Source organism: Sphingobium sp. TomTYG74 (assembly GCF_055393875.1).
Window position 1 is genome coordinate 476,662 of the sequence record NZ_AP027342.1, and the last position, 14,767, is coordinate 491,428.

The 14,767-nt window shown below is 61.5% G+C and carries 11 protein-coding genes; 6 read left to right on the forward strand and 5 right to left on the reverse strand.

Going from position 1 to position 14,767, the window contains the following annotated elements; translation table 11 throughout:
- Positions 1–137: 137 nt before the first annotated feature.
- Positions 138–329 (reverse strand): hypothetical protein, encoded by a 192-nt coding sequence (locus tag ACZ5TB_RS15250; RefSeq protein ID WP_464793241.1) that lies wholly within the window; start codon positions 327–329, stop codon positions 138–140.
- Between the two features lie 45 nt (positions 330–374).
- On the opposite strand from ACZ5TB_RS15250, the gene xylB reads away from it, so the two are divergent.
- The 5 genes from xylB to ACZ5TB_RS15275 all read left to right on the forward strand — a co-directional run bounded on the left by xylB (position 375) and on the right by ACZ5TB_RS15275 (position 6,688).
- Positions 375–1,820 (forward strand): xylulokinase, encoded by a 1,446-nt coding sequence (gene xylB, locus ACZ5TB_RS15255; RefSeq protein WP_464793242.1) that lies wholly within the window; start codon positions 375–377, stop codon positions 1,818–1,820.
- A 9-nt stretch (positions 1,821–1,829) separates the two neighbouring features.
- A complete protein-coding gene (xylA, locus tag ACZ5TB_RS15260; RefSeq protein WP_464793243.1) occupies positions 1,830–3,143 on the forward strand; it encodes a xylose isomerase in 1,314 nt (437 codons plus the stop codon).
- Positions 3,143–4,015, forward strand: a complete 873-nt coding sequence (locus ACZ5TB_RS15265) for an aldose 1-epimerase (RefSeq protein ID WP_464793244.1) — start codon at positions 3,143–3,145, stop codon at positions 4,013–4,015. Before xylA ends, ACZ5TB_RS15265 begins: the two co-directional genes overlap by 1 nt.
- Before the next feature lie 159 nt (positions 4,016–4,174).
- Positions 4,175–5,233 carry a LacI family DNA-binding transcriptional regulator gene (locus tag ACZ5TB_RS15270; protein ID WP_464780235.1) on the forward strand — a complete coding sequence of 353 codons (1,059 nt, stop codon included), beginning with the start codon at positions 4,175–4,177 and terminating at the stop codon, positions 5,231–5,233.
- 51 nt (positions 5,234–5,284) lie between these two features.
- Complete coding sequence (locus tag ACZ5TB_RS15275) at positions 5,285–6,688, forward strand: sugar porter family MFS transporter (protein WP_464793245.1); 1,404 nt, start codon at positions 5,285–5,287, stop codon at positions 6,686–6,688.
- A gap of 105 nt (positions 6,689–6,793) precedes the next feature.
- Here ACZ5TB_RS15275 and ACZ5TB_RS15280 read toward each other — a convergent pair whose 3' ends face one another.
- Together ACZ5TB_RS15280 and ACZ5TB_RS15285 are read right to left on the reverse strand one after the other, a co-directional pair.
- The gene (locus ACZ5TB_RS15280; RefSeq protein WP_464780233.1) at positions 6,794–7,879 is read right to left on the reverse strand and encodes an NADH:flavin oxidoreductase; all 1,086 of its coding nucleotides are present in this window, start codon (positions 7,877–7,879) and stop codon (positions 6,794–6,796) included.
- A gap of 143 nt (positions 7,880–8,022) precedes the next feature.
- Positions 8,023–10,284, reverse strand: a complete 2,262-nt coding sequence (locus tag ACZ5TB_RS15285) for a glycoside hydrolase family 3 N-terminal domain-containing protein (RefSeq protein ID WP_464793246.1) — start codon at positions 10,282–10,284, stop codon at positions 8,023–8,025.
- A gap of 168 nt (positions 10,285–10,452) precedes the next feature.
- Between ACZ5TB_RS15285 and ACZ5TB_RS15290 the strand changes: the two genes are divergently transcribed.
- On the forward strand, positions 10,453–10,734 hold the full coding sequence (locus tag ACZ5TB_RS15290) for a hypothetical protein (protein ID WP_464780231.1): 282 nt from the start codon (positions 10,453–10,455) through the stop codon (positions 10,732–10,734).
- Between the two features lie 97 nt (positions 10,735–10,831).
- Here ACZ5TB_RS15290 and ACZ5TB_RS15295 read toward each other — a convergent pair whose 3' ends face one another.
- On the reverse strand, positions 10,832–12,349 hold the full coding sequence (locus ACZ5TB_RS15295) for a GH39 family glycosyl hydrolase (protein WP_464780230.1): 1,518 nt from the start codon (positions 12,347–12,349) through the stop codon (positions 10,832–10,834).
- A gap of 24 nt (positions 12,350–12,373) precedes the next feature.
- The gene (locus ACZ5TB_RS15300; protein WP_464793247.1) at positions 12,374–14,755 is read right to left on the reverse strand and encodes a glycoside hydrolase family 3 N-terminal domain-containing protein; all 2,382 of its coding nucleotides are present in this window, start codon (positions 14,753–14,755) and stop codon (positions 12,374–12,376) included.
- Between the last annotated feature and the right edge of the window lie 12 nt (positions 14,756–14,767).

Consider the following 14,767-nt stretch of genomic DNA (forward strand, 5'->3'; position numbering starts at 1 on the left):
CTCCCGCAGCGCCTCCCGGAATAATCCCCGGTTGATGCCTGCTGCCCTTGCGCCCGTTCCTTCCATGCAGGACCGGGAGTAGTGGGCACACCCCATTCGCGCACGGTCCTGCCGACGCGATGCACCCCGAGGCTGCCTCACATCGCCACCTCAACGAAAGAAGACACCGCCACCTCTTCGCCTGCTGCCGAGGATGCCACAGACTGTCCCCCTTCAGCACCAATGGCACAGATGAGGCCGATGATCTGACCATAGCATTTCAGACCATAATGTTTGCCCACGACATAACCGATGAAATCGGACGCCGCGCCGCCAAAACCGGCTTGCACGGTATCTATGATAGCGCTACCATATTTTGTAGGAGTAGGTGAGGCATGTTTCTCGGCATCGACATTGGGACCTCGGGCGTCAAGGCCGTCATCGTCGGGATCGACGGACGGGTGGTAGCGTCAGAGACAGTTCCGCTCAGCGTTTCCAATCTTTATCCGCTCTGGTCGGAGCAGGGTCCGGAAGACTGGTGGGATGCGACACAGATCGCCGTCCTTGCACTCGAACCTGCGCTTCGTGCTCAAGTGCGTGGTATTGGCCTCGCGGGGCAAATGCATGGGGCAACCCTGCTGGCTGCGGACGATAAGCCGTTGCGGCCTGCGATATTATGGAATGACGGTCGTAGCTTCGCCGAGTGCGGGGAACTGGAAGCACTTGTTCCACAATCTCGGGTGATCACCGGCAATCTGGCCATGCCAGGTTTTACAGCGCCCAAGCTGCTCTGGGTCAAGCGGCAGGAACCGGCTCTCTTTGACCGGATCCGCGCGGTGCTGCTGCCCAAGGATTATGTTCGCTTGTGCATGACGGGCGACAAGGCTTCCGACATGGCGGATAGTGCCGGCACGCTCTGGTTAGACGTTGCGAAACGCGACTGGAGCGATGCGATGCTCGACGCGACCGGCCTCGCTCGCGATCAAATGCCCCGGCTTTTCGAAGGCAACCAAATCACCGGGATGCTGCGCAGAGAGGTCGCTTCGGCCTGGGGTATGGAAGCGATCCCCGTTGTCGCGGGCGGTGGAGACAATGCGGCAGGAGCTGCTGGCGTGGGCGTCGTAAACGATGGGGACGCGCTGCTTTCCCTGGGAACATCGGGCGTCATCTTCGTTGCAACAAATGATTTTCGTCCGAACCCGGGGCGCGCGGTTCACGCCTTCTGCCACTGCTTACCTGGCATGTGGCACCAGATGAGCGTGCATTTGTCTGCTGCCTCCTGCGTGGACTGGGGAGCCCGAGTGACAGGCGTAGAGGGGGCCGCAGCCTTTTTCTCCCTGGCGGAGGCGGCAGGTCCTGCTACCGGGTCCGAATTGTTCCTCCCTTACCTGTCTGGGGAGCGTACACCGCACAATGACCCTCACATCAGGGCCGCGCTGCTTGGCATTGGTAACGAAACGGACAAAGGGCGCATTGCTGCCGCAGTGCTGGAAGGCGTTGCCTTCGCCCATGCTGATGGCATGGCCGTATTGCGAGAGGCCGGAACGACTATAAGCGAGTTGTCTGTCATCGGCGGAGGCGCGCGCTCGCGCTATTGGGGACGGATATTGGCATCGGCGCTGAACGTGCGGCTTGCTTATCTCGACGGCGGAGAGGTTGGGCCGGCTCTTGGCGCAGCAAAGCTCGCTTTAATGGCGGTAACCGGGGCCAGCATTGCCGAAGCCTGCGCCCCTCCTCCTATTACAGATGTCGTTGAGCCGGAATCCGCCCTTGCGGATCGCCTCGCTCCCCGTCTCGCCCGTTTTCGCGCAGCCTGTTCCGCGCTCAAATCACTCCAATAAGGATTTCCCATGTCCGCTGACTATTTCGCCGAGTTCGCCCCCGTTCGCTATGAAGGACCTGATAGCGCCAACGATCTCGCCTATCGCTGGTACGACAAGGATCGCGTGGTCCTTGGCAAGCGGATGGAAGATCATCTGCGCTTCGCGGTGTGCTTCTGGCACACATTCTGCTGGCCGGGCAGCGATGTGTTCGGCGGTGGCACATTTCGCCGCCCATGGCACGTCGGCCCGAACGACGCCGCGGCAGCGCGCGAAAAGCGGGAAGCTGCGCTGGCGTTCGTGGAGAAGCTGGACCTGCCCTTCTACTGTTTCCACGACGTCGATGTCATGGCGGACGCAGACGACATCGGGGCGTTCCGAAAGAGCTTTGCCGAAGCGGTTGATCATCTGGAGGAACTGCAGGTCAAACATGGCCGCAAGCTTCTCTGGGGCACCGCCAACCTTTTCAGCCATCCGCGCTACATGGCTGGCGCGGCCACAAATCCTGATCCCGAAGTCTATACCTGGGCAGCGAGTCAGGTACGCGATGCGCTGGAGGCGACCCATCGTCTCGGGGGACAGAATTACGTACTTTGGGGCGGCCGCGAGGGATATGACACTATTCTGAACACGGAAATCGGCATCGAGCAGGAAAATTTCGGACGATTCCTGAGCCTGGTCGTCGATCACAAGCATCGCATTGGGTTTAACGGCACGATCCTGATCGAACCCAAGCCGCACGAGCCGACCAAGCATCAGTATGATTTCGACACTCAGACCGTGTACGGCTTCCTCAAGCGCTTCGGCCTGGAAAAGGAAGTGTGCGTGAACATCGAAGCCAATCACGCAACACTATCCGGCCACACTTTCGAGCATGAGATTGCCATGGCCCGCGCACTGGGCATTTTCGGTTCCATCGACGCCAATCGAGGCGACCATCAAAACGGGTGGGATACAGACCAATTTCCAAATTCGGTGGAGGAATTGACGCTGGCCATGCTCGAGATCATCCGTGCGGGCGGCTTCACGACCGGCGGGTTCAACTTCGATGCGAAGGTGCGCCGCCAGAGTATCGACGCGGTGGACCTGTTCCACGGCCATATTGGCGGAGTCGATACGATCGCGCATGCGTTGGTGAAGGCCGCCGCTATCATCGAGGATGGACGCGTCGATGCTTTCCGGGCCGAACGCTATGCCGGGTGGAAAGGCGAGCTTGGCCAAGCGATTCACAAGGAAGATGCGACGCTGGCGTCGATTGCCGATATTGCGGCCGAACGCGGCTTGCAGCCGCAGCCGCGCTCCGGACGTCAGGAATGGCTCGAAAATATGGCGAACCGCTTCTGATGCTGACGCTGGGGGCAGGTGACTATCGGATTGATATCGACCCGCGCAGGGGCGGTTCGGTGCTGCAATTCGACTGGAACGGGATGCCCCTTTTCCGGCGAGATAAAGGTCCATCCGTGCTGGATGCTGCCTGCTTTCCCCTCGTCCCTTTCTCCAACCGCATTGCCTTCGGCCGTTTCCAAGCGGGCAAACGGACGGTCACGCTTGCCCCGAACTTTCCCGGTACAGACCATCCGCATACGCTGCACGGTTTCGGCTGGTTGTCACAGTGGAATGTGATGCAGGCTGACGAGAGCAGTGCGACGCTCGAGCATCTTTATCCAGGCGGTGAGTGGCCCTGGCCCTATCGCGCTGAACAGCGATTTGTGCTTTCGGGAGAAGGGCTCTCCATGACCCTGTCGATCGTGAATTTGGGCGAAGAGGAGATGCCGACAGGGCTGGGCTTTCATCCGTATTTCCCATGTGACGCCGACACTGTGTATCATGGTCTGCACCGGGGCGAGTGGCAGAACAGCGCCGACTGCCTGCCTGAACAGCTCGACTTGCGGGCAGAGGCCCTGGATTGGTGGGGTGGCGCGGCGGTGACGCGGCGATCAGTCGATACAGTCTATACCAACAGGGTTGGCCCGCTGCGAATTGACTGGCCCAGCCGAGGGCTGTCGCTGGAGATGACGCCCGATGCGGTTTTCCAGCACACGGTGGTTTATACCCCGGAAGATGCGGGGTTTTTCTGTGTTGAGCCGGTGACGCATAGCACCGACGCCCTGAATGCGGATGGCACACCCGATATGCAATGGCTTTTGAAGGATGAGGTATTTTCGGCAGGCGTCAAATTTTCGGCGGCCGAAATCACGAAAGAAGTAGCGAATTGAACGCCTTTTTTGTGAGGCAGGTTTTGAGCCGCCTCCCTCTCCGCCTGGGGCGCCTTTAAGGCGCCCCTTTTTTTAACCCGGCGAAGGAGTCCAGAGAGACCGCAGGCTTGCTCGCAAGAGGATGGCCCGATAGCGGTTGGATGGGAGCACATCAAAACCATGAGCGACAGGAAATACGCGCGGAAAAGACGAGACGGACCCAGGATCGCGGATGTTGCGGTCGCGGCGGAGGTTTCGCCCATGACCGTCTCGCGGGTCATAAATGGCGATCCCCGGGTGCTTCAGGCCACCCGCGATCGCGTTCAGGAGGCGATCGGCAAGCTGGGCTATGTGCCCAACCCGGCAGCCCGCAACCTGGCTGGTGCGCGTCAGTGCAGGCTGGTCCTGCTGCACACGAACCCGAGCGCCGCCTATCTGAGCGAGTTTCTTCTGGGCAGTCTGGCGGCCGCGCGCAAGTGCGATGCGGAACTAATCATCGAAGAACATGACAACAGTGAAGGACCGGCAGCCCTGGCGGCCCGGCTGGCGGCTCACCGGGTCGATGGCGTGCTGCTGCCACCGCCGCTCTGCGACGATAAGACGCTGCTGGCGTCACTTGCTAGCCATAGGCTGGAGGTCACACAGGTCGCGACGGGGAAGCCCGCACCCGATGCCCATGCCGTCCTGATCGACGACGAGGCGGCCGCCTTCGCCATGACGACGCACCTGCTGGAGCAGGGCCATCAGCGGATCGGCTATGTTTCGGGAAGCCCCGATCAATCCGCGAGCCACTTGCGCCGACGCGGCTATGAAAGGGCGCTCGAATCCTTTGGCATCAGCATAGACGAGACGCTGATCGTACCAGGCGATTACACCTACAGATCAGGGATGAAAGCGGCCGAACGCCTGCTCAACCTGTCGGCCCGCCCTACGGCCATTTTCGCGGCAAATGACGACATGGCCGCAGCCGTCGTGGGCGCTGCGCACCGGCGGGGCCTGGATGTGCCGGGCGCGCTGTCGGTCTGCGGTTTCGACGACACCGCGATCGCCACGACGATCTGGCCGGAACTCACCACTATTCGGCAGCCAGTGTCGGCGATGGCCTATCGCGCCATCACCATATTGGCCGAGTCAGTGCGCCGGAAGGACGATGCTCGACCCGTGACCATGCAGCGAATTCTCCTGCCGTTCGAACTCGTCCGGCGGGAGTCTGACGCACAATTACAATCAGTCACTTGACGCAGACGAGAAGAAGGTGATGTTAGCGCTCTCATAGGGAGGATGGCTTTCATGCAGGCAATTGAGCGGGACGGTCTCAACCTGGCGTTGATCGGGCGTATCGTGGCCGTGGCGACGATCGGCGGCTTCATGTTCGGATATGATTCCGGCGCGATCAACGGCACGCAGGACGGCCTGAAACACGCATTCGCGCTGGGCGAGACGCAGCTGGGCCTGACGGTCAGCGCCTTGCTTCCCGGCTGCGCGCTGGGCGCATTCATGGCGGGGCGCTTTGCCGATATATGGGGGCGCAGGACGGTCATGATGACCGCCGCTGTCCTCTTCATCATGAGCGCTGTCGCGTCAGGCGCGGCCAGCTCCGCCCTGATGCTCGCCCTCGCCCGCTTTTTCGCGGGAATGGCCGTCGGCGCCGCGAGCGTCCTTTCGCCTGCCTATATCAGCGAGGTGACCCCGGCCGAGATACGCGGCCGCCTGTCGAGCTTGCAGCAGATCATGATCATTTCGGGCCTGACCGGCGCCTTTTTCGCCAACTATTATTTGGCGCAGACTGCCGGATCGTCGCTGGGCATCATCTGGGGCGGGCAACCCGCCTGGCGATGGATGTTCTGGGTACAGGCGTTCCCCGCGTTGCTGTTCCTTGCGGCGCTGCTGGGCATTCCCGAGAGCCCGCGCTTCCTGGTCGCGAAGGGACGCAAGGAGGAGGCGCACCGGGTCCTTGCCCGATTGCTGGGACATCGGGCCGCGACGAGCAAGCTGGCGGAGATCGACGCGTCCATCTCCCATGATCACCGGCCCAGCCTGGCCGACATCCGCAAGCCAGACGGCGGGTGGCGGCCGATCGTGTGGGTGGGCATCGGCCTTGCCGTTTTCCAGCAATTGGTCGGCATCAACGTCGTCTTTTATTATGGCGCCGTCCTATGGCAGGCGGTTGGCTTCACCGAAGGCGACGCGCTGAAAATCAACATCGTTTCGGGTCTTGTGTCGATCCTGGCCTGTCTGGTTTCGATCATGCTGATCGACAAGCTGGGACGCAGGCCTTTGCTGCTGATCGGGTCGGCGGGCATGACGCTGACTCTCGGCACCCTCGCCTGGTGCTTCAGTCAGACGGAGATGGTGAACGGGGTGCTGCACATGCCCGGCGCAACCGGTACGGTCGCGCTGTTCGCCGCAAACATCTTCGTCATTTTCTTCAATCTCAGCTGGGGTCCGGTCATGTGGGTCATGCTGGGTGAGATGTTCCCGAACCAGATGCGCGGTTCGGCCCTGGCGATAGCGGGCGCGGCGCAATGGCTGGCGAATTTCCTCGTCAGTTTCAGCTTTCCCTGGCTCGCGAAAAATCTAGGTCTGCCGTTCACCTATGCCATGTACACGGCGTTCGCGCTGCTTTCGCTGATCTTCGTGAACAGCATGGTCAAGGAGACCAAGGGCATCGAGCTGGAAGACATGCAGGGATAAGGGCGAAGCGCCGAGCGGTAGCCTTGATCCCCCTGCTTAGCCACCAGGAGCAAAACGTTGGGCGAGGCTGTCGTCAGCTCCGCCCCCCAAACCAGCGTCGGCGGATCAGTTATCCGATTGATCCGCCACGAAGCCGGGCCAGCTATTCATATAATCGATGAACGGCGGCGATAGACCTTCATCCAGCAAATGGCTAATCGTGACAGGCAGCGCAGGTGATTCATAGGCGGCGTCGGCGCGAACGCGTTCGGGGAAGTCGTGGCGCAGGATTGCGCCGCGACCAATGGTAACGAAATCACAGCCGGATTGGACGACCCAGGCGGCGGTTTGCCCGCTCATCACCTTGCCTGCGGCTCCCAGGCGGACATCGCCGCGCGGCAGTTCGGTGAAATAGCTCAGCAAGCTGCGGCCCCTGAACCGTTCATCTTCCGGTTCCTTGGTCACATCCCAGAGCGACAGGTCGAGATAGTCGATCTTCCCCTCTCGCATCACGCGAGAGGCGACAGCAACCACCTCGTCCAACTGCTGCGCATAGCGTTCTGGCGACAGGCGTAACCCGACCTGAAAATCAGGGCGGCAGGCGGCCCGGATGCCGTCGATGATCTCGAACAAAAGGCGCGCGCGGTTTTCAGCATTGCCACCATATTGATCCGTGCGCTTATTAACTTCGGGCGAGAGGAATTCGGCCAGGATATAGCCGTGCGCGCCATGCACCTCGACGCCGTCGAAACCCGCCTCCTCCGCCCGCCGGGCTGCCGCAATGAAATCTTCCCGCAGTTGGTGTACTTCGTCCAGGGTAAGGCCGCGCGACCCGGTTTCGTCATGATCAGAAGGGCAGACAGGCGTGCCTACTAGCTCTTTCGGCGCTCTATAACCTGCATGGTGTAGCTGGACGGCCGAAAGCGCACCCCGCTCCTTTATGCCTATTGCCAGCCGCGTGAGCCCCTCGAGGTGCTCGTCGCCGAATATGCCCAATTGGCCGGGGAAGCCCTGCCCCACCACCTGCACATGGGAAGCCGCCGTCATGACCAAGCCGAAACCGCCGCTCGCCCGCTTCGTTAGCCAATGATACTCTGCGGCGGACAGGCGGCCGTCGGCATGGCTTTGCTGGTTCGTCAACGGCGCGAGCATCAGCCGGTTTTTCATGCCAGGGCCGCGGCTGAAGGACAGCGGGCAGAACAGATCCGTCATCAATATGGCTTTCTACAGTGGTTCCCTAACGGCCCGTAGCGAAAAACAGAAAGACGAAGCACAAAGGCGGATTGAATGGGTAGAAAATCTTTTTGGTAGGCTTGGAGGGGTGGAAAGATGATATCGATCCAAAAGGGAACTTTCTAAGCGGTGACTTCGAACATGGCCTTAAGGCCCTCAGCTTCGGCGGAGGGCGCGGCCCATAGGATGAACTGACCCGGCTCGATCAGCGGTTTCAGATCCATGCCGAGGAAGGCGAGGTCGGCGGCCGAGAGGGTGAAGCTCACCTGCTTCGATTGGCCGGGCGCGAGATCCACATGCTGGTACGCCTTCAGCTCACGGATCGGCTGGGTGACGCTGGCCACCACATCCTGCACATAGATCTGGACCAGTTCGCGCGCGGCGTGCTTGCCGTCATTCTTCACGGTCACGGTCGCGCGTAGCTGCCCGTCCCGCCCTATCTGCTTGGCGGAGAGGCTGAGGTCCAAATAGCTGATCTTGCCGTAGGTCAGGCCATGGCCGAAGGGGAAACGCGCCTCATTCTTTACCGTGATGAAGCGCGTGTTGGTGGGGCGCCCGGGGCGGCGGTGCGCGTAATAATAGGGCACTTGGCCTGGCGAAATCGGAAAGCTGACCGGCAGGCGGCCCGACGGTCCGGTCGCGCCGAACAAGATGTCGGCGGTGGCGTTGCCAGATTCCGATCCCAAGAACCAGGTGACGAGGATTGCGGGCGCATTCAGCACCGCGCCTTCCAGCGCCAGCGCGCGGCCGTTGCGCAGCGCGACGACGACAGGCTTGCCCACTGCGGCGACCGCTTCGGCCAATGCCTGCTGCGGCGCGGGCAGGACGATGAGGTCGCGCGAGGATGCCTCGCCCGACATGGCCTCACGCTCGCCGATGGCGAGGATGACGATATCGGCGGCGCGGGCAGCGGCGACGGCGGCGTCGATGCCGCCATCCACCGGCGAGGTGACTTCGCTGCCCTTGACCACCGTCACCAGAGATGCGTCGGCAACCGCCGCGCGAATGCCGGTTGCGAGGTCCACGGCTTCCTTGCTGTCGGCGAACAGGGTCCAGGGGCCATGCAGGTTGCCCTGCCCTTCGGCAAAGGGACCGATGATGGCAATGCGCTTGCCCGCGCGCGGCAGGGGCAGCAAATCGCCCTCATTTTTCAGCAGCACGATCGAACGCTGCGCCGCTTCTCGCGCCAGGGAAAGGGCTGGCTTGGTGCGCATGCGGACCTGCTGGCGCTTGAGGTCCATGCGGCGGAACGGATCGTCGAACAATCCAAGCCTTTCCTTGAGCGTGAGGACGCGGCCGACCGCCTCGTCCACCCGCTCCATCGGCACTTCGCCCGCAGCGACCAGGGAAGGGAGATGGTCGCGATAGATGCCGCTCGCCATGCTCATGTCGAGCCCCGCCATGATGGCGATGCGCGCGGCGTCGCGGGCATCGGCGGCAAGGCCACGGGCGGCGATTTCCACATCGCCATTATAGTCGCCGACGACCAGCCCGTCGAAGCCCATCTCGCCGCGCAGTATATCCGTCAGCATCTCGTGGCTGCCATGGACGGGACGGCCGGCAATATCTTCAAACGCAGCCATGACAGTCGCACAGCCCGCATCGATCGCCGCCTGGAACGGGGGCAGATAGACTTCGCGCAGCGTGCGTTCGGAAATATCGGCGGTGTTGTAGTCGACACCGCCTTCCGCCGCGCCATAGGCGGCGAAATGCTTCATGCAGGCCGCGACCGATCCTACATCGGCGAGCGAGCGGCCCTGGAAGCCGCGCGTGCGGGCACGGGCCATGTCGCTCGACAGCAGCACGTCCTCCCCTGCCCCCTCGACCGTCCGACCCCAGCGGGCATCCCGGCCAATATCGACCATCGGCGCGAAGACCCAGTCGAAACCGGTCGCCGCCATTTCCTCTGCCGCCGCGCGCGCGGTGCGCTCTGCCAGGGCGGTGTCGAAGCTGGCTGCTTCGCCGAGCGGTACGGGGAAAACGGTGCGGTAGCCATGAATGACGTCGCCCGCGAAGATCATCGGGATGCCGAGACGCCCCTTCATCGCGGCAGTCTGAAGCTTGCGATGCGCGTCCACGCCAAAGCCGTTGAACACGCCGCCTAGCCGCCCAGATTCGGCGTCGCCCAGCATATTCTCGACATTTTTGACAGCGGCGGCAGGGTTGATCTTGGCAGCGGCCGCTGACGTCCAGGGGGTCGGCATCAATGTAAGTTGGCCCGCCTTCTCCTCGATCGTCATCTGCGCGATCAGCGATTTGACGCGGCTGGACAGCGGGCGGCGCACAGCCGCCATCGCCGCCGGAATGCCTGACGCCTGCCACGCGAAAAGGCAGGCGGAACTGATCAATAGCGAGCGGCGGCTGACGGAGATGTCGCGCGACATGCGGGGAAGCTCCAGGGGGTGCGGCGATACTGTCATGGTGGTTCCCGGATATTTTCGTTCAGCAGCGAGCAAGGCATAGCCGCCTAATCCGCATAAAGTAAACAGTTCAGTTGCATTTTTTCGTGAAGCTGCTTTACATGGCAAGCCACCCATCGAACGGAGAGTATGATGAAGAAATGGATTATCGCCGCTGCCCTGATGGCGATGTCACCGATGCCCGCGTTCGCGCAAGCCGCCTATTCGTCGAGCACCACTGAAATCGGCGCGCTGCTTGATGACCCTGCGGCCAAGGCGATCCTGGAAAAGCATGTTCCCGGCATGACCACCAATGACCAGGTTGATATGGCTCGTGCCATGACGCTGAAGGACATTCAGCAATATTCGCCTGACGAGATTACCGATAAGGTACTGGCAGAGATCGATGCCGATCTGGCCAAGCTGAAGAAGTAAGACGGGAGGCTGGCCGGGATCAGCATGCCCGGCCAGCCTACCCCCGACCGGGGCCGGTGGTAAACCCGGCTGCCCCTTCCCTTCTCACAATTGCCGATCAGGCCTTCAACTCGATCAGCGCCACACCCTCCGGCGGCAAATCGAGCGTGAGCATACCCTGCTTGTCCAGCCGCCGGGTTTCGGGCGGCGCTAGTTCCGCTGACCGCCGGATCTGATCGATTTCATCTTTCTTGGGATATTGCGGCGACCCCAGTTCACGCCATTTGGGCAAGGGCGAGCCGCGTTCCTGATCGACATAGCTGACGCGGACGGCAGCACCTGGGCGCGCGCCTTTGAGGGCAACCAGCATATGTTTCCGTTCGCCATTAACGATGCGCTGGCTGCTCATGCCCGGAATTCCGGAAGGCTGTTTCACCTCTGCAAGGTTCCAGACCAGCGCCGCCGCGCCTTCCTTCGTCCGGCTTGCGAGCGCTGGGCCAGTTGCGGCGAGGCGGCGCTGTCCCATCCGGTGCAGCAGCTTGTAGGTGTTGAAAGCAGGGCGCGGAATATTGCGCTGCGCCAGCATGCCCCAGCCGCCATCCCCTTCCTTAATGATGAAGTTGGGGAAGTTGATTTCCTCGAACACATTGCTGATGCACCATTGCGACATCGCGTGGCAGTAGGGCAGGCAATTGCTGATCACATGGGCGATCATCGCCGGGCTGTCGGACGACCACTCGCTTAGCCACAATTCCGCGCCCTTGTAGCGGGTGGCGTCGATCTGGTTGCGGACCTGCGCCATGGCTGCGGGGATCACATCCTTGTGTGGATAGCGATTGGCCTGGCCGAATAATTCCTTTTGGTCGTCGCCGGCGTAGATGTGCGTCGATACGAAATCGACTGGCAGATTTTCCTGTGCGCAGAAGCCAAGGAATTCCGGCATCCATTGCGCTGCGGCTGTCGAAGGACCGCCGACCCGCAGCTTGTGATCCACCCCCTTGATCGCCTGCGCCGCTGCTTTGTACATGGCGAAATAGTCAGCCTGGGTCCCACTGAAGAACCAGGTCAGATTAGGCTCGTTCCACACTTCGAAATACCATTGGCGCACTTCGTTCGCGCCATAGCGATCGATCAAATGGCGCACGAACCCGGCGATGAACTGGCCCCAGGCTTCGGGCGACGCGGGAGGCGTGATATTGGCATTGTAGGTGAAGTTGAGCTTTGTATTCCCGCTCGCCAGCTTCTTGGGCATGAAACTCAGTTCGACAAAGGGCTGGACGCCGCGCTCCAGCAGGCCGTCATATACGGCATCGACATTCTGGAAGTTCGGGTCCTTGCCATTCATGCCGCCTGGCCAGACGCCCAGATCATCATTGAAGATGCCATGGAAGCGCACCCGCTCCAGACCTGTTTCGTTACGAAAGCGCTCCAGATCATTCCGCCACGCCTCCCGCAGGGTCGCAGATGCGCGATCCGAGCCGGCGCAACGCGACCAGATATGATCAAGCGCGCCGATGTCCTGACGCAGGTCGATTTCGACCTGCTCCTGTTCCGCCTGCGCAAAGGCTGTCCGGGTCAAGGAAGAAGCTGCGAAAGCAGCAGCGCCAGCGCCCATGATTTCCCGGCGGTTCCACATCAATCCGACTCCCTCGCGTCGCGGTCAGGCGACCGTCAGCTTCACTGATTTCAACTTGTCCGAACTGGGACCCGCATGAATTGTGAAGGTCCCTGGCTCGACGACATAGGCCATATCGATGTTCCAAAAGGCTAGGCTGTCCGGATCAAGCCGGAACTGCACCTTACGCTTTTCGCCCGGCTTCAAGGTGACGCGTTCAAACCCGCGCAGTTCCAGCAGCGGGCGCGGCACCGAGCTTACATCATCGCGGACATAAAGCTGGACCACCTCGTCACCGGCTCTTGAGCCTGTGTTGGTCACATCGACCTCGACAATCGCGGTTTCACCTACGGCAATGGTCGATTTGGCGAGGCGGGGCGCGGAAATGTCGAATGTCGTGTAGCTCAGGCCATGGCCGAACGGGAACAAGGGTATGGGCTTGCCCTCGACATAGCGCTTGCCGGTCTTGGCCGACGGATGCTGGTTGTAGAACATCGGCAGATCGCCGACCGAGCGGGGGAAGGTGACCGGCAGCTTGCCGCCGGGATTGACCTTGCCAAACAGCATGTCGGCAAAAGCGTTGCCGCCTTCCTGTCCGAGATACCAACCTTCGACGAGCGCGTTCGCTTTTTCCGCAAGCCGCGTCACGGTGAGCGGCCGCCCGTTGATGAGCAGCGCAATAATCGGCTTGCCGGTCTCGATCATCGCTTCGACCAGCGCGTCCTGATCGCCGAACAGATTGAGGCTGTTGCGATCGCCAGGCGCGCCCGCATGGATTGCCTCGCGCGTGATTTCCGGCACGTCGCCCACGACAAGGAGGATGACGTCGGACCGCTTGGCCACTTCAACCGCCTGCGCGATGCGCGCGGCATTTTCCGCCGGATCGGCATAGCGCGCGGGCCTGCCGGGGAGATGCTGCGCCATCTTATCGGGTTTGACGATCTGGACGCCTTCGGCATGTTCGATCGTGATATTCTTGCCTGCCGCCGCCTGCACGCCTGCCAGGATGCCGACCGCGTGCGCATTGACCGATGAATAGCCGCCGAAGAGAGGTTCTATCGCATTGGGGCCAATCACCGCGATCTTGCGCGAAGCAGCGGGATCGAGGGGCAGCAGCCCATCATTCTTCAGAAGCACCAGCGACTTTTGTGCGACCTTGCGAGCGAGCGCCTTGCTGGCCGGGGCATTCACTTGTCGCAGCGCTCGGGCCTTGTTCACATAGGGATTTTCGAACAGGCCAGCTTCGAACTTGAGCGCAAGGATGCGGCTGACCGCTGCGTCCAGGCTGGCTTCGGGGATGCGGCCGGCGCGGACCAGTTCAGGAAGGCGCGCATAGGCCTGGCCCTCCGGCAATTCGGCATCGACGCCCGCATGAAGCGCGAGCACTGCCGCCTCATCATCGTTCGCAGCCATATTATGGTGGGTCACGAGATTGGTAACGCCGCCATAGTCGCTGAAATAGGCGCCACGGAACTTAAGCCGCTCACGACCTGTGCGCTGGAGCAATTCAAAATTGGCGTGGGAAGGAACGCCCTCAATCTCATTATAGGAGGGCATGATGATAGCGGGGTCGGCTTTCCTGATCACCTGTTCGAAGGGGACCAGGAAATTCTCCCGCAAAGTCCGTTCGCTCATGTCGGCGGGCGCGGTGTTGAGCCCGCCCTCCGGAGAGCCGTGGATGAAATGCTTCAGCGTGGTGAAAACTTTATCGGCGGCAAGTGGCCGCGCCCCTTGCTGGCCTAGCACTGAGGCGATGCCCATCTGGCTCACAAGATAAGGATCTTCGCCGAAAAACTCCTCAACCCGACCAAAGCGGGGATCACGGGCGAGATCGAGCACCGGACTGAGCGCGACCGTTGCCCCACGCATGCGCGCCTCGCGCCCCGCGAGTTCGAACGCCTGTTGGATAAGGCTTGGGTCCCAAGTACTTCCGAGGCCGAGAGGAATAGGGAAGATGGTCGCGTCGCGCGCTTTCAGCCCGTGCGCCGTCTCCTCATGGAAGAGCGCAGGGATGCCGAGCCGTGTCTGTTCGACGAGATGGCGCTGGATCGCGTTGATCAAGTCGATCGTCTCACCGGGTGCGCGATAAGCGTCGGTCGCAGCGCGCTTGGTGCCGTTCGTGTCACTTGGATTGCCGATTTGGCCGATGCCGTCCTGGAAGACCTTCATCGCCTTGTCTGGCGAGAAATTATCGCCTTCCAGGAAAGACGCCTTGGTATAGGCCATCGAGCGCATCTGCGCGGCTTTTTCCTCCAGCGTCATACGGCTGAGCAGATCGCGGACGCGATCCTCTACCGGCGCCTTTGGATCGCGGTAGACGGCCCTGCCTCCCATTTGCGCCATTGCTGCAGCAGGCATGGCCAAAGCGGTGGTCGCGATAAACATGCGCCGAGTAACTGCCAGCCGCTCCGCCACAAAATCCTCCATGAATGATGTTAA